General features: G+C 52.8%; 23 protein-coding genes and 5 tRNA genes. 21 read left to right on the forward strand and 7 right to left on the reverse strand.

The genetic code is table 11. The features are described 5' to 3' along the window. Nucleotides 1-29 precede the first annotated feature (29 nt). From glpK to CCY01nite_RS13000, 3 genes are all read left to right on the forward strand, one after another. Entirely contained in the window at nt 30-1,526 is a 1,497-nt protein-coding gene (glpK, locus tag CCY01nite_RS12990; RefSeq protein ID WP_146862103.1) for a glycerol kinase GlpK, read from the forward strand. A gap of 31 nt (nt 1,527-1,557) precedes the next feature. Then, nucleotides 1,558-2,325: an MIP/aquaporin family protein gene (locus CCY01nite_RS12995; RefSeq protein ID WP_146862106.1), complete on the forward strand. Its 768-nt coding sequence runs from the start codon at nt 1,558-1,560 to the stop codon at nt 2,323-2,325. A 167-nt stretch (nt 2,326-2,492) separates the two neighbouring features. After that, nucleotides 2,493-3,827 carry an NAD(P)/FAD-dependent oxidoreductase gene (locus CCY01nite_RS13000; protein WP_146862109.1) on the forward strand — a complete coding sequence of 445 codons (1,335 nt, stop codon included), beginning with the start codon at nt 2,493-2,495 and terminating at the stop codon, nt 3,825-3,827. Here the strand turns inward: CCY01nite_RS13000 and CCY01nite_RS13005 are convergent. Next, nucleotides 3,824-5,095, reverse strand: a complete 1,272-nt coding sequence (locus tag CCY01nite_RS13005; RefSeq protein ID WP_146862113.1) for a type IX secretion system plug protein — start codon at nt 5,093-5,095, stop codon at nt 3,824-3,826. The genes CCY01nite_RS13000 and CCY01nite_RS13005 overlap by 4 nt on opposite strands. Before the next feature lie 44 nt (nt 5,096-5,139). Here CCY01nite_RS13005 and CCY01nite_RS13010 point away from each other — a divergent pair, with 44 nt between their 5' ends. Then, entirely contained in the window at nt 5,140-6,360 is a 1,221-nt protein-coding gene (locus CCY01nite_RS13010) for an ABC transporter permease (protein WP_146862117.1), read from the forward strand. A 1-nt stretch (nt 6,361) separates the two neighbouring features. On the opposite strand, the gene CCY01nite_RS13015 is transcribed toward CCY01nite_RS13010, so the two are convergent. After that, entirely contained in the window at nt 6,362-7,102 is a 741-nt protein-coding gene (locus CCY01nite_RS13015) for a TrmH family RNA methyltransferase (protein WP_186831034.1), read from the reverse strand. A gap of 123 nt (nt 7,103-7,225) precedes the next feature. Between CCY01nite_RS13015 and tamL the strand changes: the two genes are divergently transcribed. Continuing rightward, nucleotides 7,226-9,595 carry a translocation and assembly module lipoprotein TamL gene (gene tamL / locus CCY01nite_RS13020; protein WP_246129950.1) on the forward strand — a complete coding sequence of 790 codons (2,370 nt, stop codon included), beginning with the start codon at nt 7,226-7,228 and terminating at the stop codon, nt 9,593-9,595. A 69-nt stretch (nt 9,596-9,664) separates the two neighbouring features. Here tamL and truB read toward each other — a convergent pair whose 3' ends face one another. From truB to CCY01nite_RS13035, 3 genes are read right to left on the reverse strand one after another with little or no spacing between them, the layout of a single operon-like run. Continuing rightward, a complete protein-coding gene (gene truB / locus CCY01nite_RS13025) occupies nt 9,665-10,351 on the reverse strand; it encodes a tRNA pseudouridine(55) synthase TruB (RefSeq protein ID WP_146862126.1) in 687 nt (228 codons plus the stop codon). A 26-nt stretch (nt 10,352-10,377) separates the two neighbouring features. Further along, nucleotides 10,378-11,364, reverse strand: coding sequence for an NAD(P)H-dependent flavin oxidoreductase (locus CCY01nite_RS13030; protein ID WP_246129925.1), 987 nt, complete (start codon nt 11,362-11,364; stop codon nt 10,378-10,380). A 7-nt stretch (nt 11,365-11,371) separates the two neighbouring features. Beyond that, entirely contained in the window at nt 11,372-11,968 is a 597-nt protein-coding gene (locus CCY01nite_RS13035) for a riboflavin synthase (RefSeq protein WP_146862129.1), read from the reverse strand. A gap of 125 nt (nt 11,969-12,093) precedes the next feature. Between CCY01nite_RS13035 and rpsU the strand changes: the two genes are divergently transcribed. From rpsU to nusG, 11 genes are all read left to right on the forward strand, one after another. Beyond that, complete coding sequence (gene rpsU, locus CCY01nite_RS13040; RefSeq protein ID WP_146862132.1) at nt 12,094-12,291, forward strand: 30S ribosomal protein S21; 198 nt, start codon at nt 12,094-12,096, stop codon at nt 12,289-12,291. An 88-nt stretch (nt 12,292-12,379) separates the two neighbouring features. Further along, nucleotides 12,380-13,321, forward strand: a complete 942-nt coding sequence (locus CCY01nite_RS13045; RefSeq protein ID WP_146862135.1) for a tyrosine-type recombinase/integrase — start codon at nt 12,380-12,382, stop codon at nt 13,319-13,321. A gap of 253 nt (nt 13,322-13,574) precedes the next feature. Beyond that, on the forward strand, nt 13,575-13,874 hold the full coding sequence (locus CCY01nite_RS13050; protein WP_146862138.1) for an HPF/RaiA family ribosome-associated protein: 300 nt from the start codon (nt 13,575-13,577) through the stop codon (nt 13,872-13,874). 232 nt (nt 13,875-14,106) lie between these two features. Beyond that, nucleotides 14,107-14,180: transfer RNA gene (locus tag CCY01nite_RS13055), tRNA-Thr, on the forward strand. A 39-nt stretch (nt 14,181-14,219) separates the two neighbouring features. Continuing rightward, nucleotides 14,220-14,302 (forward strand) — tRNA-Tyr (locus CCY01nite_RS13060). 95 nt (nt 14,303-14,397) lie between these two features. Beyond that, nucleotides 14,398-14,470 (forward strand) — tRNA-Gly (locus CCY01nite_RS13065). Between the two features lie 13 nt (nt 14,471-14,483). Next, nucleotides 14,484-14,555: transfer RNA gene (locus CCY01nite_RS13070), tRNA-Thr, on the forward strand. 288 nt (nt 14,556-14,843) lie between these two features. Further along, on the forward strand, nt 14,844-16,031 hold the full coding sequence (gene tuf, locus CCY01nite_RS13075; RefSeq protein ID WP_146862141.1) for an elongation factor Tu: 1,188 nt from the start codon (nt 14,844-14,846) through the stop codon (nt 16,029-16,031). A gap of 107 nt (nt 16,032-16,138) precedes the next feature. Continuing rightward, nucleotides 16,139-16,209, forward strand: a tRNA-Trp gene (locus CCY01nite_RS13080). Between the two features lie 111 nt (nt 16,210-16,320). Then, nucleotides 16,321-16,515 (forward strand): preprotein translocase subunit SecE, encoded by a 195-nt coding sequence (gene secE / locus CCY01nite_RS13085; protein WP_146862144.1) that lies wholly within the window; start codon nt 16,321-16,323, stop codon nt 16,513-16,515. Next, on the forward strand, nt 16,515-17,096 hold the full coding sequence (gene nusG / locus CCY01nite_RS13090; protein ID WP_146862147.1) for a transcription termination/antitermination protein NusG: 582 nt from the start codon (nt 16,515-16,517) through the stop codon (nt 17,094-17,096). The genes secE and nusG overlap by 1 nt, the downstream gene beginning before the upstream one ends. A 58-nt stretch (nt 17,097-17,154) precedes the next feature. Here nusG and CCY01nite_RS13095 read toward each other — a convergent pair whose 3' ends face one another. Next, the gene (locus tag CCY01nite_RS13095; RefSeq protein WP_146862150.1) at nt 17,155-17,715 is read right to left on the reverse strand and encodes a DUF1579 domain-containing protein; all 561 of its coding nucleotides are present in this window, start codon (nt 17,713-17,715) and stop codon (nt 17,155-17,157) included. A gap of 107 nt (nt 17,716-17,822) precedes the next feature. On the opposite strand from CCY01nite_RS13095, the gene CCY01nite_RS13100 reads away from it, so the two are divergent. Next, nucleotides 17,823-19,142, forward strand: coding sequence for a M23 family metallopeptidase (locus CCY01nite_RS13100; protein ID WP_146862153.1), 1,320 nt, complete (start codon nt 17,823-17,825; stop codon nt 19,140-19,142). A 3-nt stretch (nt 19,143-19,145) separates the two neighbouring features. Here the strand turns inward: CCY01nite_RS13100 and CCY01nite_RS13105 are convergent, their stop codons facing one another. Beyond that, complete coding sequence (locus tag CCY01nite_RS13105) at nt 19,146-20,270, reverse strand: lactonase family protein (RefSeq protein WP_186831035.1); 1,125 nt, start codon at nt 20,268-20,270, stop codon at nt 19,146-19,148. A 444-nt stretch (nt 20,271-20,714) separates the two neighbouring features. Here CCY01nite_RS13105 and rplK point away from each other — a divergent pair, with 444 nt between their 5' ends. The 4 genes from rplK (at nt 20,715) to rplL (ending at nt 22,978) form a co-directional block, all read left to right on the forward strand. Then, the gene (gene rplK, locus CCY01nite_RS13110; protein ID WP_146862159.1) at nt 20,715-21,158 is read left to right on the forward strand and encodes a 50S ribosomal protein L11; all 444 of its coding nucleotides are present in this window, start codon (nt 20,715-20,717) and stop codon (nt 21,156-21,158) included. 46 nt (nt 21,159-21,204) lie between these two features. Beyond that, nucleotides 21,205-21,894 (forward strand): 50S ribosomal protein L1, encoded by a 690-nt coding sequence (rplA, locus tag CCY01nite_RS13115; protein WP_146862161.1) that lies wholly within the window; start codon nt 21,205-21,207, stop codon nt 21,892-21,894. 48 nt (nt 21,895-21,942) lie between these two features. Continuing rightward, nucleotides 21,943-22,506, forward strand: a complete 564-nt coding sequence (rplJ, locus tag CCY01nite_RS13120) for a 50S ribosomal protein L10 (RefSeq protein WP_146862164.1) — start codon at nt 21,943-21,945, stop codon at nt 22,504-22,506. Between the two features lie 97 nt (nt 22,507-22,603). Beyond that, nucleotides 22,604-22,978: a 50S ribosomal protein L7/L12 gene (gene rplL / locus CCY01nite_RS13125; RefSeq protein ID WP_146862167.1), complete on the forward strand. Its 375-nt coding sequence runs from the start codon at nt 22,604-22,606 to the stop codon at nt 22,976-22,978. The last annotated feature ends 180 nt before the right edge of the window (nt 22,979-23,158 follow it).

The raw sequence follows: 23,158 nt of genomic DNA on the forward strand, positions 1-23,158 counted from the left end.
GTACCACGTTAAACAATATAAGTACACGAATGGAAGCACAATTTATCATGGCCCTGGACCAGGGAACCACCAGCTCCCGCGCTATTATCTTTGACAAGGAGGGGAACATTGTAGCGGTGGCGCAGAAAGAATTCAAACAGATCTATCCGCAGCCGGGATGGGTGGAGCATGATCCGAACGAGATATGGTCCACACAGGCGGGCGTTGCTGCGGAAGTGATCGTGAAAGCCGGCACCAGCGGCGACAAGATCGCGGCCATCGGTATCACCAACCAGCGGGAAACCACCATCGTATGGGACCGCAAAACAGGCAAGCCTTTATATAATGCCATCGTGTGGCAGGACCGCCGTACGGCCGCGTATTGCGACGAGCTGCGCGGGAAAGGGCTGGCGGATGATATCCGCAGCAAAACGGGCCTGATCCTGGACGCCTATTTTTCCGGCACCAAGGTAAAATGGATACTGGACAACGTGGAAGGCGCGCGGCAGCGCGCGGAGGCCGGGGAACTGGCTTTCGGCACAGTAGACAGCTGGCTGATCTGGAATTTCACCAAGGGAAAGCTGCATGTAACGGACGTGAGCAACGCTTCCCGTACCATGTTATATAATATCCACACGCAACAGTGGGATGAAAGCCTGCTGAAGCTCATGAACATCCCGGCGAGCATGCTGCCGGAAGTCCGCGCGTCCAGCGAGGTATACGGCCATACCGAGGCCACGCTCACGCCTTACGAGATTCCCATCGCGGGCATCGCGGGCGATCAGCAGGCCGCTCTTTTCGGCCAGATGTGCATTGAGCCGGGAATGGTGAAGAATACTTACGGCACCGGCTGTTTCATGATGCTGAATACGGGAGACAAGGCCATCGAGTCCGGCAACAACCTGCTGACCACCATCGCTTGGCGGATCGGCGATAAAACGCAATATGCGCTGGAAGGCAGCATTTTCATCGGCGGCGCTGTGGTGCAATGGCTCCGCGACGGGCTGGGCATTATCCGCCATTCCGCCGATGTGGAAGCGCTGGCTTTGTCCGTGAAAGATACGGACGGCGTTTACCTGGTGCCTGCTTTCGCCGGCCTCGGCGCGCCGCACTGGAACCAGTATGCGCGCGGCACCATCGTGGGCATGACGCGCGGCACAAAAGACGCGCACATCGCGCGGGCGGCGCTGGACAGCATCGCCTACCAGACGATGGACGTGCTGCAGGCCATGGAAGCCGATGCGGGCATGAACATCGCGGAGCTGCGGGTAGACGGCGGCGCAACGGCCAACAACCTGCTGATGCAGTTCCAGGCGAATATCATGGACACGAATGTGGTACGCCCCAAGGTAACGGAAACCACCGCGCTGGGCGCGGCTTACCTGGCGGGACTGGCCACCGGGTTCTGGGATAGCATTGATACTATCAGGAGCCAGTGGCAGGAAGATGCGCGTTTTGTGCCGGAAATGGACAGCGCCACCCGCGAGCAGCTGACGAAAGACTGGCACCGTGCCGTTCGCGCGGCGAAAGCCTGGGCGGAACAATAATCATTACAACGTTTAAAAAACTGATATAAAAATGTCCACATTCCTGGCAGAACTCATCGGTACCGCATTGCTCATCCTCCTCGGGGATGGCGTGGTAGCGAACTGTGTACTCAATAAAAGCAAAGGGCAGAACGGCGGATGGATCGTGATCACAATGGGTTGGGCCATGGCCGTTTTCGTTGGCGTATTTGCCGTAGGCGCTTACAGCGGCGCGCACCTTAACTCCGCTGTAACACTGGCGCTGGCCGTTACCGGCGGCATTGAATGGGCGCAGGTGCCCGCATACCTCGTGGCCCAGCTGATGGGCGCCATCCTCGGCGCATGCCTGGTATGGGTGGCCTACAAGCAGCAGTTCGACGCAACAGATGATCCCGACGGCAAGCTGGCGGTATTCTGTACCGCACCGGCCGTACGCGGTACTGTTCCCAACCTGCTGACAGAGATCATCGGCACCTTCGTGCTCATCTTCGGGGTGTTCTACATCGCGAAAGGAGAGGTGAACCTCGCCAAGCTGGAAGGTCTGCCCGGCGGTTTTGAATCCTTATCGTCCATACCCGTGGGCCTCGGCGCGGTAGACGCTCTGCCGGTTGCCTTGCTGGTACTGGCGATCGGTCTTTCCCTCGGCGGCCCCACCGGTTATGCGATCAATCCCGCCCGTGACCTCGGGCCGCGCATCGCGCATTTTATTTTGCCCATCAAGGGGAAAAGGGACAGCGATTGGGGATACGCATGGATACCCGTCGTAGGCCCCGTTATCGGCGCTTTGCTGGCCGCCGCCCTGCACATGGCACTGAAATAAGTCTTTTTGTTTGATAAGCGTAAAGGCAGTCTCGCATTTGATGAGGCTGCCTTTTTTGTTGATCTAATTAATCTTTCATTTTTTCCTGAAAGTTTTGTACTTTTGATAATAATTAACAATGGTATGGCATTTGAGGCCTCAACGCTATAGCATTTAAACCATTAGTCATGATACAACCGAACATACCGGAAACAGACCGGCCCAGGGTGGTGATCGTTGGAGGAGGATTTGCAGGCATCAACCTGGCTAAAGCTTTAAAGCACGCCCCCGTACAGGTTGTGCTGCTGGACAGGAACAATTATCACCTTTTTCAACCGCTGCTTTACCAGGTAGCGACGGCGGGGCTGGAACCGGACAGCATTGCTTTTCCCCTCAGAGGTATTTTCAAAAGACAAAAGAACTTCCATTTCCGCATGGCGGAAGTAAAAAGCGTAAACTCCGCGGATAATATCCTTCACACCAATATCGGCGATATAAAATATCAATATCTGGTGATCGCCACCGGCAGCAATACCAACTTCTTCGGCAACAAGGTCATCGAGGAGCATGCCATTGGCATGAAATCGCTGATCGAGGCGGTGCAGATCCGTAACTACGTGCTGAAGCAGTTTGAGGAATCGTTGCTGATGAATGATGAATCGGCCATCCGCCCCAAGCTGAATTTTGTGATGGTAGGCGGTGGTCCCACCGGCGTGGAGCTGGCCGGCGCTTTTGCGGAGCTGCGCAAATACATCCTGCCGAAAGATTATCCTGAACTGCCGCTGCACCTCATGAACATCTACCTGATAGAAGCGGGGCCGAAAGTGCTGGCTTCCATGAGCGAAAAATCCAGCCAGAAAACGCTGGAAGGGCTGGAATTCCTGGGCGTGAAAGTGCTCACCGGCGTTGCCGTGAAGGATTACGACGGGCATACGCTCACGCTCAGCAACGGCGATACGATCGTTACGCAATCCCTGCTCTGGTCTGCCGGCGTGAAGGGCTTCCCGATCAAAGGCATCCCGGAAGACATCACCCTTCCCAACGGGCGTGTGATAGTAGACGGGGTGAACCGCATGCAGGGCTCTTCGAACATCTTCGTGATCGGTGATATTGCGCAGCAGGTGACGGATGAACGTTTTCCCAAAGGTTACCCCATGGTAGCGCAGGTAGCGATGCAGCAGGGCAAACAACTGGGTAAGAATATCGCAAATGAATTAAAAGGAAAACCCCTTCAGCCTTTCAAGTATACGGACCTGGGCAGCATGGCCACCATCGGGCGTAACAGGGCGGTAGCGGAATTCAGCGGCATACGGCTGAGCGGTTATATCGCCTGGATCGCGTGGATGATCGTGCACCTGCTGAACCTCATGGGCTTCCGGAACAAGCTGGTGGTATTCATCAACTGGTTTTACCGCTATTTCACTTACGACCGCGGTACCCGCATCATCATCAAACGCGGCGCGGCCAACATCGTGAAGCTGGGGCAGACGGTGAACCAAACGGACCCGCTGATCGTTCCCTAGCGGCGGCTTGTCATAGAATTGAGCTTCAGCATGCCCACCAGCTCGTCGTTCCTGCCGCCAAGCGCTTTGTAGTACACGAGCACCGTGTAGTCGTTCTCGGTTTCCCAGGAATTACCTTCCGTATACTCGGTGTTGAACTGGCCGTTGGTGCGGTCTATCAGCGCATAGATGTAATTGTAGTAGCCCTGTTTGAGGAACAGCGTGCCTTCGTACGCCTGCCGGGCGCCGTTGTAGGTGAGCCGGTTGCCGGGATTGCATTCATAGTCGGTCAGCTCGCCGAAGATATACAGGTCGTATCCCGCGTAGGGCTCCTTCGCCGGATATACGAAATGCACCCGGGCATAATCCCCTTCAAAATTCGGGTTATAATCTTCCAGCACGGAAGGGATGTACCGCCCGTTGAAATCCTTGATGTACTGGTATACGGTATTGTCCCTGGGAAAATCGGGCAGCACGTACACATCGGTGGTGGTCCTGCCGTACTCCGATCTTTCCACTCTTTCCGTTTGCAGCCGGAAGCTGCGAAGGTCTATCCACCGCCATTCTTTCATACCGGGGAAGATGCAATCCTGTTCCGCATTATATTCCAGCAGGTCGCCTTTGATGAAGCGGGGCTTGATGTTGGTAATAGCATTGTCCCACCGCGAGTTCTGCATGATCACGATCTTCACCTGGTCGAACGGGTTGGGTATGTTGAGCCCTTTGGTGCCTACCGCGAAGTTGATCTTCTGGGAGGTACGGAAAAGTTTCGGATTGATGGGTTGGGAAATGTAGCCTTCCACCGTCGTTTTTTGCTGGATCACCATGAAACGCCGGGTGAACGCGAGCTGCGAGGTGTCCCCATCGAGATAGACTTTTAAAATATAATTCCCCGCGCGTGTAGGCGTACAGTTTTGATTCGGGAAGTCCAGGTGGTAATGCACATACTTCTGCAGCGCCACGCTGGAAAAGCGGTAATCCCTGATCTGGCTTTCGGAGAAGCCTTTCAGGTATTCGATGGTATTGAGGCGGACGGGCGTCCAGTCTGCATTGCAAAGCTGGATGGTATAAAAATAATTCCTGACCTCCATCTGCATATCATCGAAATTCAGCTCCAGCCTTTCCCCGCTGTTAAGCGCATAGATGGGAAGGGCCAGCGGTTCGCCGGTGGGATTGAGTTTGACGGTCTTGACGGTGGGGCTGTAAACGTGATCCTGCGAGATATCTTCGTGCTGCGCGCGGGCACACAGAACGGATAGTAACGCTATCACGATAAATGCTTTCCTCATAGGCGTAATTTACAACACATTTCTAAATTCCATAAATTAGCGGCATGCGCGTATCCATGTTTATTGCCGGAAGGATTGCATTTAACCGTTTTTCTTCCTTTTCCAAGTTCATCATCAACATTGCCATGATAGCCACAGCGTTCAGTGTGGCCGTTATGATACTGGCTACGGCATTGATCAATGGCTTCCAGCTGGTGATCTCCGACAAGATCTTCAGCTTCTGGGGGCACCTCCACATCACGCAATACCAGGTGAACGCGGGGCCTTTAACGGAGCAGGTGCCGTTTGAGGCGCTGCCGGAGCTGGAAAAGAACATCCTGCAATATCCACAGATAGAGGCGCTCAACAAGTTCGCCACCAAATCGGTGATCGTAAAAACGGAAAAGGAAACGGAAGGCATGATCTTCAAGGGGATCGACAGCGGCTCGAAGCTTGATTTCCTCATGGAGGGCCGCCCCATCCGGTTTACAGACAGCGGCTACGCTTCCGAAATGATCATCTCCGCCAACACGGCGGCATTGCTGCAGCTGAAGCTGAACGATGACGTGATCGTTTACTTCGTGCGGGGGGACGGATTGCCGCCGCGCGTGCGAAAACTTAACGTCTGCGGCATCTATAAAACGGGCATCGAAGAATACGACAGGACCTATCTCATCGGCGACATCAATCTTGTGCGCCGGCTGAACGACTGGCGGGCGGACGAGATCGGGGGATATGAAGTGTTCCTGAAAGATTACCGGCAGATGGACAGCGCGCAAAGCCACATCGGGGACCAGCTGCCGGATGAGCTGGCGGTGCGCAGCATGCAGGAGATCTATCCCAATATTTTCGACTGGCTCGGCCTGCAGAACAAAAATGAATCGATCATCCTCATCATTATGACCATCGTGGCGATCATCAACATGACCACGGCCATCCTTATCCTTATCCTCGAACGCACGAACATGGTGGGCATCCTCAAAGCGCTCGGCATGCGCAACGGCGCCATACAGGGTATTTTCATCTACCAGGCGGGGTACATTGTGCTGGCGGGCATTATCATCGGGAACATCCTCGGCATAGGGCTGGCCTTGCTGCAGCAGTACACCGGTTTCTTCAAACTACCGGAAGAATCCTACTACATGACGGTGGCGCCGATCGCGATACAGTGGTGGAAGGTGCTGCTGATAAACGGGGTGACGCTGGGCATCTGCCTGCTCATCCTGCTCATCCCTACTTTACTGACCCGGAAGATCCTGCCGGTGAAAGCCATACAGTTCAAATAAGCTATATTAACAGCCGCCCGCAGATAATGCCGGCAGCCACGGCGGCATTCAGCGATTCCGCCTGCCCGATCCGGGGGATGGTGATGCGGTGGCTGCAAAGCGCCAGTACCTTTTCACCAAGGCCGCGCGATTCATTCCCGATCAGGATCAATCCTTCGGTGATCTTCGGTGTGCCGGCGATATTATCGCCATGCAGCGTCGCGGCGTAGGAGGGGATGTGTTTGTTGGCGGCCAGCAGCTCCAGAATATCTTTCACGATAACGGGTATACGCATGATGCTGCCCATGGTGGACTGGATGGTTTTGGCGTTATAGGCGTCCACACAATCCGGTGAGCAGATGATCTGGCGGATACCAAACCAGTCGGCTATACGAATAATGGTGCCCAGGTTGCCGGGGTCCTGTATGGTTTCCAGTACGATGGTGACCTGGCCGGACAAAACTGGCTCGGAGGCGGGCGGGATGTTCACCAGCGCCAGCGCCTGGTTGGGGGTGGAAAGGGAAGATAGCTGTTTGAGCGCCGGGGGCTCCACCTCCTGCACATCCATGCCGGTGGCGCTTTCAGCCAGTTCGCGGTGGTCCAGCAGCCAGTCCCGCGTAGCATATACGGCCTGCACGTCTTTCCCGCTTTGCAGCAGCTCCTGCACGATCTTGTCCCCCTCCGCTATAAACTGGCCAAATTTTTGACGGTATTTTTTGTGCTGTAATGATTGAATATATTTAATTTGCGCCTTTGACAACATAGGATCAAACCTACATGAAATCCGGCATTCAGCCAAGCAGGCCATACCCGTTAATTCAGGAATCAAGTGAAGAAAAAGCGATACTCATCATATACAAATCTGCCGTTGCCGGTCGTGTTGCTGATGGTATGCCTGCTTTTAAACGCCTGTTCGAATACCCGTTACCTGCAGCAGGACCAGGAGCTGCTGACGAAGACGAGCGTAGTCGTTAACGGCACGCTTTCCTCCACGGAAAAGAACAATCTGAAGAGCGACCTTTCGTCCCGATCGCTGATGCTGCAGCAGCCCAATTCAAAGTTCCTCGGCACGCGCCTGAAGGTCTGGCTGTACAACCAGAAATCGCACGAGAAAAAAAGCAACTGGTTCTGGAACCTCATCCTCGCGGAGCGTAACCTGGAAGCCCCCGCGATCTACGACTCCACGAAAACAACGGAATCCCTGAACCGGATGATCGCTTACCTGAACAACCAGGGATATTTCTATGCGACCGCTGCTTATAAAGAAAACACCCGGAACAGGAAAACCACCGTTACCTACGAGGTGAACACCGGCAAGAACTTCGTCATCAAAAAGATCAACTACGATATTCCCGATACGGCCATCCGCAATATTGTAAAAGCAGGGGAGAAGTTCTCGCTGCTGAAAGTGAACGCGCCTTACAAGGCCGAAAACCTCAACGGCGAAAGGGAACGCCTGACGAGGCTCATCCGCGATGCGGGATATTTCAAGTTCAACCGCGACCTGGTGAGCTTCACGGTAGACACCCTCAACAAATCGCTCTTCCTCGATCCGCTCAACCCCTTCGCCAGCATGCCCACGGTATTGAGCGCGGACCAGCGGCCCACGATGGACGTAGACGTGGTGATCAAAAACCCGGAAGATTCCGCTACCGACCTCACCAAGGTGTTCTACCTGCATGACATTATCATCTACCCCGATTTTTCACCGCTCAGCAACACCAGCGACACTACTTTTAAAACATATTCCGGCAGGGTGCTCACCGTCAAATTCCATGAGGACATCATCCGCCCGCGCGTACTGGCCCGCGCCATCCAGCTCCGGAAGAATGAAAAATACTCCATCCAGAATTATAACAATACCGTTAACCGTTTATACGATCTCAACCTCTGGCAATCCGTTACCGTGCAATACCGCGAAAGGAAAGACACGGCGCAGAAGCTGGATGCGTACATACTGCTGACGCCCCGCAAGAAACAGGAGCTGAGCGCGAACATAGACATCACCACGAGCAGTGACTATTTCGTGGGTAGCGGCGTAACCCTCGGCTACCGCCACTTCAACCTGAACCGTTCCGCCAACGAATTGCACATTACGCTCAAAGGCGGGCTTGAAGTGGTGCGCAACAGCAGCGCGTTTGATCTGCAGGCGCGGGAATACGGTTTGAATGCGGACCTGGTGATGCCGCGTTTCCTGCTGCCGTTCCGGCTCCGGCAGAACAACCGCTCCACCGCGAGAACACGTATCTCCGCGGGCTGGAACAACCTCACGCGCATCGACCGGTTTGACATCCGGCAGCTGAACGCTTCTTTCGGTTACGAATGGAATGAATCGCAATACAAACGCTGGATCGTAAAGCCTTTCACGCTGAATTACGTGGGCGTTACGCTGAACAGCCTGTTCAAGGATACGGTGGTGGACCGGAACCCGTACCTGCGGCGCAGCTTTGAACCGGCTTTCATCGGCGGCGAAGGCATTACCTATACTTTTAGCAATAACGATATTTTCCATCAGCGCCAGAACTCTTTTTTCCGCGCGAACTTCGAGGAATCCGGGCTTTGGCTGAAAGGCATCAACGGATTGACGAACTGGGTCACCAGCGGCCGGGAAAGCCTCGAAACACTGTCCAACGTGAATATCTCGCAGTTCCTGCGGCTGGAGCTGGATTTCCGGCATTACTGGAACTACAGCAAATCGTCCATCGCCACGCGCGCTTACGCCGGCGTGGGCATACCATACGGCCAGAGCGACGTATTGCCGTACATCCGCCAGTTCACTTCCGGCGGGCCTAACAGCATCCGCGCCTGGCGCCTGCGCACGCTCGGGCCGGGTTCTTTCCGCGATACTTCTTCCATTGCCGAGATCTTCCCGGACCAGACGGGGGACATGAAGCTGGAAGGAAATGTGGAATACCGTTTCGACCTGTTCCGCCTCTTCGGGGGCAGCATGAACCTGAAAGGCGCTACCTTCCTGGATTTCGGCAATATCTGGATGCTGAAGCGGGATACGTTGCGAACGGGGGCGGACTTTCAGTTCAGCAACCTGTATAACGACCTGGCGATCGGTACCGGCGCGGGTCTGCGGCTGGACTTCACCTACTTCCTGATACGTTTCGACTGGGGCATACCGCTCAAGAAACCCTATCCTTCCGAAAAGAATAAAAGCGGCTGGTTCGTAAATCAATGGACGCTGGGCGATGCGCGCTGGCGGCGGGAAAATATTATCTGGAATATCGCGATCGGGTATCCGTTCTGATCATCGCGGAGAGCTGCCTGCCAGCTTCTGTTCCCGCATACTGTTTGCGATGCTGATGATTGGAACTGCCTACCCGTTCTGCTGCGCCTGCCTGTACTGCTCAATAAAATCCGTCACTTCCACCGCGTCTTCCAGTTTGAAATCCCCGATGCGCGTGCGGCAAAGACTGCTCAGGTGCCCGCCGCATCCGATGGCCGCGCCAAAGTCGTTCGCCAGGGAGCGGATATAGGTGCCGGTGCTGCATTGTACCCTGAAATGCACAACAGGCAGTTCCACCGCGGTGATCTCGAAAGCAAATATTTTAATGTTGCGGGGCTCCACTTTCACTTCAACGCCTTTGCGGGCAAGGTGATAGATCGGTTTGCCGTTCTGTTTGATGGCGGAATGGATGGGAGGCAGCTGCTGCAGCTCGCCGGTAAAGCGGTCCGCATACGCCTGCAGCGCGGCTTTGTCCAGCTCCGGAACAGGCTGATGATTTTCGGGTTCCGATTCCAGGTCGAACGTAGGGGTGGTGGCGCCGAGGGTGAAGGTGCCGGTGTATTCTTTTTCCTGCGCCTGGTATTCATTTATTTTTTTGGTCATTTTACCGGTGCAGCAAATGAGGAGGCCCGTGGCTAAGGGGTCCAGCGTGCCGGCATGACCTATTTTGGCTTTGGTGGTATTACGGATCTTGCGCACCACGTCGAAGGAAGTCCAGGTCAACGGCTTGTTGATCAACAGCACTGCGCCTTCCTGGTAATTATTGGGTAAAGACATTTTGCAAAGATACCGTTTTTGCCCGCTTACCGCAACGCCTGCAGGCTTTCATTGTATTCCTGCATGAGCCGCTGCACGATCTCTTCCACGGTGAGGATATCGTCCACCATCTCCACGCTTTGCCCGGCGGACCACAGCTGGTTGTAATGATTGGGCGTGATGGCCCGCTGAAGTTTCTGCATGCCTTTCATCTGCACCATCATCTTGTAATATTTGCGCGTGCGCGGGTTGCGGGACAGCCACTTCTGGAAGCGGCTTTGCTTGTAGCCCATTCTTTGCGCGGCGGGCGTGTTGATGATATTGCAGGGCGTGCCGGAGAGTTTTTCGGTGAGCACGATGTCTTCCATGCCGTGACTGACAATGGCGTTCTTGTATTCGTCGCTGACGGTGGCTTCGCGGCTGGCGATGAACCGCGTGCCGATGGATACGCCGTCCGCCCCGAGCACCCGTGCGCTGGCGATCTGCTGCCCCGTGGCGATAGCGCCCGCGGCGGCTACGGGCATGTGCGGGAAAGCTTTTTTCAGGGCCGGTATCAGCACATGCATGGGGTAGGGGCCGGCATGGCCGCCCGCGCCCGCGCTCACGGCAATAAAGCCGTCCGCCCCGTTCTGCGCGGCCTTTTCGGCATGCTGCAGGTTGGTCACGTCGCAAAGCACCTTGGCGCCGTAGCTGTGCGCGGCATCGATCACATCGCGGGGATTGCCGAGCGAGGTGATGTAGAACGGCACTTTGGCCGCCACGCAGGCGTCCAGGTGTTTTTTATAGAGCGGGTTCGTTTTCTGTACGATGAGGTTCACGCCGTAGGTGCCCTGCTGATGGCTTGCCCTGGCTTCATTGAGCCTTTCCAGCAGCGCGGGCAGCTCGCCTTCCCTGCGGTAGTTGAGGGAGGGGAAAGTGCCCGCAATGCCGCTGCGGATGGCGGCCTGCATCATGGGCTCGTTGCTCACGAGGAACATGGGGGCCATGATCAGCGGGTATTTGATGCCCAGGGTTTGCGTTAGTGTCTGGTTCAATGTCGGTTTATTTGATGGGTGAGCGGTTCAGTTGCCGCGCCACGTATTTGCCCAGGATGTCGAATTCCAGGTTCACGGTGTCGCCGGGTTGGAGATATTGTATATTGGTATGCTGGTAAGTGTAAGGGATCACTGCCACGGAGAACGCATCATCGGTAATGTCGAACACCGTGAGGCTGATGCCGTTCAGGCAGATAGAGCCTTTTTCCACGATCAGCCCCGCAAACTGCGGCTGGAAGCGGATGCGGTACAGCCAGCTGCCGTCCTGCTCCGTAACGGATTCGCAGACGCCGGTACCGTCCACATGCCCCTGCACCAGGTGCCCGTCTATGCGGCTGTTAAAGACCATGGCCCTTTCCAGGTTCACGGCATACCCTTCGCGGAACTGCCCGATATTGGATTTTTGGAGGGTTTCCGCCACTGCCACGGTCGTATATTGCTGGCCGGCTACCTGCGTGACGGTCAGGCAAACCCCGTTGTGCGAAACACTCTGGTCGATCTTCAATTCCTGCGCTATGGCCGAGCGGATGGTCAGTTCAAGGTTTCCTCCCGTTTTGACCGCTGACGTTACAGTGCCTATTGTTTCTATAATGCCGGTAAACATGTTTTATCTTTGATATTGAAAGGCAAAATTAGTCAATTACCGACGGAGATAAATGAGGAGGGATTTTTATTTGGATTTTGAAAATTTAGGTGTATCTTTGCCGTCCGTAAAAATAAAGGAGAAATATGTTAATTATCGATTCCAAAGACTGCGAAAACATTGACAAAGCGCTCAAAAAGTATAAAAAGAAATTTGAGAAAGCGAAGATCCTGCTGCAACTGAGAGAGCGTCAGTCATTTACCAAGCCGTCTATCCGCCGCCGTACCCAGGTGCTGAAAGCTGTCTACAAACAGCAGGTAGCTACCGGCAAGTTCGACGCATAGTAACGATCAGAATTAAATTCTAATACATAAAATTGATGATTGTAAGGTTTTCGATAACTTTACAGTCATCAATTTTTTTGTGTTGGTTATGAAAGAAGAACAGCACCTGCCATCCTTCGCACTGGCTTTCCTGGCTTACCTCGAGCTGGAAAAGCGCTATTCACCCCATACTGTGCTGGCCTACCGGACAGATCTGGAGCAGTTCTTTCAGTACATGCAGGGCACTTACGGCGACATGCCGCTGCCGGAGATCCGGTATTTCCATATTCAGTCATGGCTAGTAACCGGCATTCATCCCGACAAAAAAGCATCCTCCAGCGTGGCCGCGGTTACCATCCGCCGCAAGATATCCACCCTCAAATCATTCTTTAAATACGCCGTACGCAAGCAATTGCTGGTGCAAAGCCCGATGGCGAAGGTCAACAGCCCGAAGGTGCGCAAGCGCCTCCCCGTGTTCGTGGAAGAGAAAGGCATGCAGCAGCTGGAACAGAATGCGGTGGAAGGGCAGCCGGTCTTTACAGACGACTTCCGGGGCGCCACCGCGCAGCTGATCATGGACCTGTTGTACCAGACCGGCATGCGGCGGGCCGAGCTGATAGGGCTTACCATGGAGCAGGTAGATGAAGGGAATAAACAGCTGAAAATACGCGGCAAAGGCAACAAGGAGCGGTTCGTGCCCATCAGCCCCCTTTTGCTGGAACAGATAACGGCATATGAAGCGCGTAAACGCCGGGAGATCGAACAACCCGATCCGCATCGCCTGCTGGTGAAGCCCAACGGCAAGCCGCTGGACGAGAACTATGTTTACAAAGTGGTCAAAGCCGCGCTTAGCCAGGTAACCACCGTCCCCAAAAAAAGCCCGCACATCCTGCGGCATACTTTTGCCACCCATCTCATGAATAATGGGGCGGACCTCAATGCAGTAAAGGAATTGCTCGGTCATTCCAGTCTTGCCGCCACCCAGGTATACACCCACAACTCCATCGAAAAGCTGAAGAAGGTACATCAGCAGGCGCATCCCAAAGCGTAGAATTTATCAATTAAAATGTTTACAGTGAATACTGACAAAGCGCAGTGTGCCGGCTGACGGCGCTCATTTGTTAAGGCATTAAAAAGAGCGACTATTGTACTGTTGTACATTTTAACAAAATTTTTCTGCCGGAAATCGGAAAAGGAGAGAAAGTTCAGTAAATTAGTAATGTCGAGATACTCACTTAAAAAACCGCCTATGGATGTTTGTTACTAATTTGAAATCAGATTGTTAAAAGTTAAAATTTAGTGCTATGAATGTTCAAATTCAAACTGTGCGTTTTGATGCTGACGCCAAACTCATTGACCATGTGAATAAAAGGATTCAGAAGCTCTCCACGTTTTATGACCGAATTGTCACTGTAGAAGTATTTTTGAAGCTGGATCAGTTAGCCCACCAGATCAAGGACAAGATCGCCGAGATCAAGGTCCATATCCCGCGCCACGATTTCTTTGTAAAGCATGAATCCAAATCCTTCGAAGAGTCAATAGACCTCGCATTTGACTCGCTTGTTAACCAGATCAAACGCAAGAAGGAGAAGAATTTACATTAATTTTCTAAAAATATTTTGGAATTAATTTTCTCTTTACTACCTTTGCCATCCCGATTCAAAAAGGGATCGGCGAAGGTAGTAAAATTCTTTACTGTAGGGCATTTAGGCCAACTTTGAGCAGCAAAAATTTTACGGTCCGGAAGTGAAAAAAATATTTGTTTCTTAAAAAGATTACCACTTATTTTGCGCTTCCTTTTGAGAGGTTGTTAAGCTTTTTCTTGACAGAAAAAACGCCAGCATAGCTCAGTTGGCCAGAGCTACTGATTTGTAATCAGTGGGTCGGGGGTTCGAATCCCTCTGCTGGCTCAGGCGTTTCCGGAACGGTCCGGGCAAAGTTTTTTAGTTGGGCAGGTTCCAGAGCGGCCAAATGGGGCGGACTGTAAATCCGCTGTCTTTCGACTTCACAGGTTCGAATCCTGTCCTGCCCACAACTTATTTTGTTCCGCTTTTGTTCAACAGGGGCGGAACAAACTTGTGCAAGAAAACGAGTAGGGGCAGCAGGGAATGTCACAGTGATTTAAATGCGGGAGTAGCTCAGTTGGTAGAGCGACAGCCTTCCAAGCTGTAGGTCGCGGGTTCGAACCTCGTCTCCCGCTCTAAAGAACCACTGCTGTTGTAGCTCAGGGGTAGAGCACTTCCTTGGTAAGGAAGAGGTCGTGAGTTCAATTCTCATCAACAGCTCAAAAAGAAGGGAAGATGCGATATGCTTTCTTTCGGATTTCGGAGATTTGAAAGGGGGATCTGCAGATTCCCGGCAGGGCTCTGAAAAAGTTTCGGATACAGGTAACCGGCAAGCGGTGTACGGTGTCCGAAATTTGAAGTTTAACTAAGCCGGTAAGCTCAATGGATGAGCGTTCCGCCAGTAAGCGGAAAGGAGCGGGTTCAATCCCTGTAATTGGCTCAAGTTTGTAAAAACGTTTTTAAACAACTATAATACAATCTTTACAAACCATCTTAAAAAAAAATACAATGGCAAAAGAAACCTTTAAGCGGGATAAACCCCACGTTAACATTGGTACCATCGGTCACGTGGACCACGGTAAAACTACCTTGACTGCTGCCATTACGACAATTCTGGCAAACAAGGGCTTGGCTGAGAAGAGAGGTTATGACGAGATCGACGCAGCTCCTGAAGAAAAAGAAAGAGGTATTACCATCAATACAGCACACGTTGAGTATCAGACAGCAAACCGTCACTATGCTCACGTTGACTGTCCCGGCCACGCTGACTACGTGAAGAACATGATCACCGGTGCTGCTCAGATGGACGGTGCTATCCTCGTGGTTGCCGCAACTGATGGTCCGATGCCGCAAACGAAGGAGCACATCCTCCTGGCCCGTCAGGTAGGTGTACCCCGTATCGTAGTATTCATGAACAAAGTAGACCTGGTAGACGATCCGGAACTGCTGGAACTCGTTGAGATCGAGATCCGCGACCTGCTGTCTTCCTATGGTTTCGATGGCGATAATGTGCCCATCATCCAGGGTTCTGCTACCGGCGCACTGGCTGGTGACGAAAAATGGGTGGCCAAGATCGACGAGCTGATGGAAGCTGTTGATACTTACATTCCGCTGCCTCCGCGCCCGGTTGACCAACCGTTCCTGATGTCAGTAGAAGACGTGTTCTCTATCACCGGTCGTGGTACTGTTGCTACCGGTCGTATCGAGCGCGGTCGTATCAAAGTAGGTGAGAACGTTGAGATCGTAGGTCTGATCACCGAATCACTGAAATCTACCTGTACTGGTGTGGAAATGTTCAAAAAACTGCTGGACGAAGGTGAAGCTGGTGACAACGCCGGTCTGCTCCTCCGCGGTATTGAAAAATCCCAGATCCGTCGCGGTATGGTTATCTGCCAGCCCGGTTCCATCACTCCGCACACCGACTTCAAATGCGAAGTTTACGTACTGAGCAAAGAAGAAGGTGGCCGTCACACGCCGTTCTTCCAGAAATACCGTCCTCAGTTCTACTTCCGTACTACTGACGTAACCGGTGAAGTTGAACTGCCTGCAGGTGTTGAAATGGTAATGCCTGGTGATAACATCAGCCTGACCGTTAAACTGATCCAGCCGATCGCTATGGAAAAAGGTCTGAAATTCGCTATCCGCGAAGGTGGCCGTACCGTAGGCGCTGGTCAGGTTACTGAAATCGTGAAATAATCCAGTAGCGATACTGTCTATAAAAAAGCCATTGACCAGCGGCGGTTAATCAATAGAAGATTATATTTGCTAAAGGTGACCGCCACAGTTAATGGCTTTTTTTACACACGGGTATGGTGCAACGGTAGCATACGGGTCTCCAAAACCTTTGATCTGGGTTCGAATCCTAGTACCCGTGCTGAGTAAATGAAAAATTGCCGGAAGCTTAAATTGTTTGCATTTTTTAACAGAAACAAGCAATTTTGCCGCACGGCAATTTTTATCGTTCATATCAGGTTAACTAATTACGATGAACAAAATCACGAGCTACTTCAGAGAATCATATCACGAGCTGGTTCATAAAGTATCCTGGCCTACCTGGCAGGAGCTGCAATCATCTACGATGATCGTTCTCATTGCCACTATCATCATCACACTGATGGTATGGGGCATGGATACCCTGTCTCACCTGGTATTAACGCAATACTATAAACTGTTTCAATAATGGAGGACATCCACAAGGAAGAAGCCCAGGCTCCCGCCCAGGAAACGAAATGGTACGTACTGCGGGTAGTGAGCGGCAAAGAGAAGAAAGTAAAAGAATACCTGGATATTGAAGTGCGCCGCAGCGATTGGGGCAATGTAATTACCCAGATCTTCCTGCCGGTGGAGAAAGTATATAAAGTGCAGGCCGGTAAAAAAGTGATGCGCGAAAAGAACTTCTACCCCGGTTATGTAATGATCGAAGCGATCGACGGCAAGATGACCGATGAGGTGATCCAGTCCATCCGCCAGGTTTCCGGTGTGATCCACTTCCTCGGAAAAGAAAAGCCCATCGCGCTCCGCAAGGCGGAAGTCAATAAAATGCTTGGTAAAGTAGACGAGATCTCCGACCAGGGACTCACCATGAGCGAGCCCTACATCGTTGGCGAAACCATCAAGATCATCGACGGCCCGTTCAACGACTTCAACGGTGTGATCGAAGAAGTGCTGGAAGACAAGAAGAAGCTGAAAGTGACCGTGAAGATCTTCGGCCGCGCCACGCCGGTAGAGCTGAACTTCATGCAGGTAGAAAAGATCAGCTAAAGCTGTTCAGATATTTGAAAAAGCCGCAGGCACATTGCCTGCGGCTTTTTTTATGCGGTTATTTGCGGGTGAGCTTCAGTTCCATGGATTTGAACTCCTTTCCATCCGCCATCATGTACATTTCCATGACCTGGTTGTTATCGTCCACCCATTTAAATACTTCCCGGATCAGCTGCTCCTTTCCCGTGGCCGGGTCCGTGGTCTTTCCCGTGAGCGTGACCGAACGGGTGGCATCGTCCCATTTTCCTTCGAGATACATAATGCCGGAACCCATATTGTCTACCCAGGTGCTCTGGAATACTTTTTTGGCATTATCGTATCCCAGTATGCCGATGCCTTCAAAAGGCTGACCGTCAAAGCTGCTGGTGTGCCGCGATTCCTGGTAGCGGCCGCCAAGGATCATTTTGTTGGTGCAATTGCCGGCCTGCGTCATCGGCTGGGCGCCCGGCGCCATCCAGAAAGTCATATCCGTTTTCCAGTCCCCGTCCGCCATTGCCATCATTTTATGCATGGAACCGGGTGTCATGTAATCCATCCACGCCTTCTGGGCAGCTTCATCCTGCGCAACGGCAGCGGAGGTACAGTAAAGTGCGAGTAAAAGTAACCAAGTGCGTTTCATAATGGGGTGATTTAGAACGATGAAGTTACAGAATAGATGATTTGGCCGCTTTTTGGATGGTGCCACATCTAAATTTTTGATGGCGCATATTTTGATGAGCGTTCCGTATGAAACGTTTATTTCTTCCGGGTGGGGTCTTCCTTTTGCTTTGCCTGATGGAAGCCTGCAAAGCCCCGATAGCCGGCGTTTTCGGCAAAAGAACGCCGCATGAAGTGTATACGGACAAGATCAGCGCCGCGGGGCTGGACCAAACGGTCATGGGCCGCAGCTGGCTGGATGCGGCCAGCCGGAGCCTTGCCGCACCTGCCGTGATCACTACGCCGTACAGTGAAAGAGGGTACTTTGCCGCGGAGCGCCCCGGCGCGGTGGGCCTGCGTTTTCCCGGAAAGATGGGAGAGAAGCTGCTGATATCGCTGGAAACGGTGCCGGCAACGGGTTTCACCGTGTATATGGACCTGTGGCGGGTGGAAGGGAGCAATAACGAGCTGAAGCTCCTGGCCGCAGCGGATACCGCGGCCCGCGCGCTGGAATACGAGGTGGAAGGCGACGAGTCCCTGCTGTTGCGGCTGCAGCCCGCATTGCTGGAAAGCGGGGAATATACGCTCAGCATCCGCACCGGCCCTTCCCTTGCGTACCCCATCAGGGCGCCGGGCAACAATCATATCCGCAGTTTCTGGGGCGCGGCGCGGGATGCGGGGGCACGGCGGCATGAGGGAATAGACCTCTTTGCAAAGTTCCGCACACCGGTTGTGGCCGCGGCGGACGGTGTTGTCACCAGCGTGAGCGAAAGCAATCTCGGCGGGAAAACGGTCTGGATGCGCCCCGAAGACAAATCATATGTCCTCTACTATGCACACCTTGATGAACAATTGGTACGGGAGGGGCAGCGCGTGAAAACGGGAGATACGCTGGGCCTGATGGGCAATACCGGCAACGCACGTACGACACCGCCGCATCTGCATTTCGGTATTTACGGCCGGGGAGGGGCGGTAGACCCGCTGGCCTTCGTAAACCCGGTCGTAAAGGAGCCGCCGGTCATCAAAGCGAAAGGAAGTTTGCCGGGAGAACATGTGCGCGTACAACTTCCCTCCGCAAAAATTTACAGCGCTCCGGTAACGGATACCACCGCCGTTTCCGTGCCCCGGCATACGCCCCTGCGCGTGGAAGCCGCTATGGGAAACTGGTTACGGGTTGTGCTGCCGGATGCGCAAAGCGGGTACATCAGCACAACGGCCGTGGCGTCACTGGACAAGCCGTTGCGGGACCGCAGGCTGAACACCGCGGCTACGGTGCATGAAGCGCCGGACACGCTGGCTGCCAGGAAAACAACGCTGCCCGCCGACGAAACGGTGGCGGTGCTGGCGCAGTACAACGAATACCTTTTTGTGCAATATAACGGCGGTGACAAAGGATGGATGATCCGCTGATCCTTATTCCGCTTCCACCATTTTCAGGCAAACCGGTTTGGGAATGCTCACCTCCTGCCCGGTAGCGGTAAGCCTGCCGGTGCTCTTGTTCCTTTTGAAGACGATGATGTTATCGCTGTCCTGGTTCGCCACCAGCAGGTAAGCGCCGGACGGATCTATCAGGAAGTTCCGGGGGGATTTTCCTTTGGTGGACTGGTGCCCGGCGGGGGTGAGCTTCCCGCTGCGCGCGTCGATCCTGAAAATGGCGAGGTTGTTCAGGTCGCCGCGGTTGCTCATGTAGAGGAACTTCCCGTCCGGCGAAATATGGATGTCCGCCCCGCTGGCCTTGTTCCCTTTGTAGCTGGCGGGCGTGGAGGCTACCATCTGGAAGGGGATCAGGCGGCTGGTATCATAATGGAAGCAGGTGATATGGCCGCTGATCTCGTGCACCACGTAGGCGTGTTGGCCGTTCGGATGGAACACGAAGTGCCGGGGGCCGCCGCCGGGGCGGATGCCTACTGCCGGCGGGGTGCCGGGCGTCAGCGGCTGGAAGGCGTTTTCGTAATTATAGTTATAGACCACGATCTTGTCGATCCCCAGGTCCGGCACGAACAGCTGTTTGCCGTCGGGGGAGAAGATCACGGCGTGTACGTGGGGGGCTTTCTGGCGGGACTCCACGATGCTGGAGCCGGTGTGCTGGATCGTCTGCACCGGGGCGGCCAGGCTGCCGTCTTCTTTCACGGGCAGCACCGAGAGGCTGCCGCCGCCGTAATTACCGACCAGTACGTTCCTGGACGCGCTGTCGATATTGATGTGGCAGGGCCCGTCGCCGCCCGCAGGCTGCTCGTTCAGCAGCTGCAGCTTGCCGTTGGCCGGGTCGAAGCTGAGGGCGTAGACTTTCCCGGCGTCGCCGGTTTCCCCTACGGCGTACACATGCTTTTTATCCGGCGCCACCACGAGAAAGGACGGGTTGCTGAGGCCGGAAGCGGTGTCTACCGGGGTGAGGGCGCCGGTGTGGCGGTCGAATTTGTAAACATAGATGCCCTCACTGCCGGTGTCTGTATAAGTGCCGGCGAGGAGATAAATGGTTGCGGTGTCGGCTGGTTGTTGTCTTGCAAAAGAAGCGATTGGGAGAGCAGTCGCTGTCATGCATAGGAGGATAAGTGTGTAATACATATAGTATGTAGGATTGGTAGACTAAAAATACTACATCTACGGTTCTTTTCAAACCCCGAATATTGCGAAGGCATTAACACCCGGACTGTAATGAATGAAAGAAGTGTGGTTGAGATTTTGGTTCGGGTGTTGTAAATTTAAAGGATTAAAGGCAATTTTTCTAGTGCGGGCGAAAATTTTGGCGGGTCTATGAATTAAATGATAAAAAACTCGTAATCAATAAATTAGTCATTATTGTTATTACAATTCCACGGATGATAGCAAAAAAAATGCCGAACTCCAAACATTTTTTGCTAATAATTTATTATTTACCTACCTTTGCATCCCCCTTAAAAGGTCTTTTTAAGACTTTTGAGTTTTGGGAGTTTTTTCCCGGTAAAACGGGAGGGAACGTTTAACCAAATTAAAACAGACATCATGGCAAAAGAGATCGCAACGTACGTGAAATTGCAGGTGAAAGGCGGCCAAGCCAACCCTGCACCTCCGATTGGTCCCGCTTTGGGTTCCAAGGGTGTGAACATCATGGAGTTCTGCAAGCAGTTCAATGCCCGTACCCAGGACAAGATGGGTAAGGTATTGCCTGTTCTGCTGACCGTTTACACTGACAAATCCTTTGACTTCGTTATCAAAACGCCTCCGGCTCCCGTACAGCTGCTGGAAGCGGCCAAAGTGCAGGGTGGTTCAAAAGAACCTAACCGCAACAAGGTGGGTAAAGTGACCTGGGAACAGGTTGAGGCAATTGCTAAAGACAAGATGCCCGACCTGAACTGCTTTACGGTAGAAAGCGCCATGAGAATGGTAGCCGGCACCGCGCGCAGCATGGGTATTACCGTAGATGGTAAAGCTCCCTGGGAAAACTAATTTGTTCACCCCGTTGTAACGGGTTAAACTTTTAAAACATTTTGCAATGGCAACTAAGAAAAGAAAGGTCGCTGACGTTAAGGTGGACAAAAACAAGTCTTACAGCCTGAAAGAGGCTTCTACCCTCGTTAAAGACATTAACTGTACTAAATTCGACTCTTCCGTCGATTTACATATCCGCCTGGGCGTTGATCCCAAGAAGGCCGACCAGGCTATCCGTGGCTCTGTAACGCTTCCCCACGGAACTGGTAAGACCAAAAAAGTGCTGGTGCTTTGCACGCCCGACAAAGAGGCTGCTGCTAAAGAAGCCGGTGCCGACCATGTAGGACTGGATGAATTTATCCAGAAGATCGAAGGCGGCTGGACCGATATCGATGTGATCATCGCTACGCCTGCCGTAATGCCCAAGATCGGTAAACTGGGTAAGATCCTCGGTCCCCGTAACCTGATGCCCAACCCGAAGACCGGTACTGTTACCAACGACGTAGCAGCCGCGGTGAACGAGGTAAAGGGCGGTAAGATCACCTTTAAAGTAGATAAAGCCGGTATCGTGCATGCGTCTATCGGCCGTGTTTCTTTCGCTCCCGAAAAGATCGAACAGAACTCACAGGAGCTGATCAACGCGATCATCAAACTGAAGCCTACTACTGCAAAAGGCACTTACCTGAAAGGGTTGTCCATGGCCAGCACAATGAGCCCGGGCATTGCAATTGACACCAAATCTGTTCAAAACTAATTGACGGACCTGTAGGAATTACAAGTTATCAATGCCAAACAAAAAGCAATGAACAAAGATCAAAAAAACGAGGTTATTGAGCTGCTGAAAGGTAAGTTCTCTCAATACAACAACTTCTACATCACCAATACAGAGTCACTGACGGTAGCGCAGGTGAACCACCTTCGCAAGGTGTGTTTCGACAAGAATGTAGAAATGAAGGTGGCTAAAAACACCCTCATCAAAAAGGCGCTCGAAAGCCTGGACAACGAGAAATATGCAGGTGTGTACGACGCCCTGAACGGTGTAACCGCCCTGATGTTCTCCGACAGCCCGAAAGAGCCCGCACTGATCATCTCTACCTTCCGCAAGGAAAACGCCAAACTGGAAAAACCCGTTCTGAAGGCCGCTTTCATCTCCGATGAAGTGTACCTGGGCGACAACCAGCTGGCTACCCTGGTGAAGATCAAGACGAAGAACGAACTGATCGGCGAAGTGATCGGCCTGCTGCAATCTCCCGCAAAGCGCGTTATCGCGGCATTGCTGGAAGGCAAAAAAGAAGGCGGCGAAGCAGCCGAAGCTCCTGCAACTCCGGATGCTCCCGAAGCACCCGCAGCGCCTGCAGCAGAGTAATCTTCTTCATCCCGGACCCGTCCGGGAACATAACACCGGCTTCCAAGTCACAACATAAACACATCAATTTTTAAAAAACATTACAAAACATCATACAATGGCAGACGTAAAAGCATTAGCTGAACAATTAGTAGGTCTTACTGTTAAAGAAGTTCAAGAACTCGCAGACGTACTGAAAAACGATTACGGTATCGAACCCGCTGCTGCTGCAGTTGTTGTAGCTGCTGACGGTGGTGGTGGTGCCGCTGCTGCGGAAGAAAAAACTGCATTTAACGTAATCCTGAAATCTGCAGGTGCCAGCAAACTGAACGTAGTGAAAGTAGTAAAAGATCTGACAGGTCTCGGTCTGAAAGAAGCCAAAGAACTGGTTGACGGTGCGCCGAAAGCCATTAAAGAAGGCGTAAGCAAGGCTGAAGCAGAAGATCTGAAAGCTAAGCTCACTGAAGCTGGTGCTGACATCGAAATTCAGTAATTCTTTGTTTACGATACATCTTTTTAAGGTCAAAAGTGAATTTTCACTTTTGACCTTAGCCCTTTGGGAACGTGTCTTTTTTAAAGGTCAATAAATGGGGAAATCACTGGAAAGTGAGTTGGCTTTGAGACTGGAACACAATAAATTGGATGTATTATGGCAAAGAATCCTTAATTTCCC

It is taken from the genome of Chitinophaga cymbidii, assembly GCF_007992715.1.
Taxonomy (GTDB): Bacteria; Bacteroidota; Bacteroidia; order Chitinophagales; family Chitinophagaceae; genus Chitinophaga; species Chitinophaga cymbidii.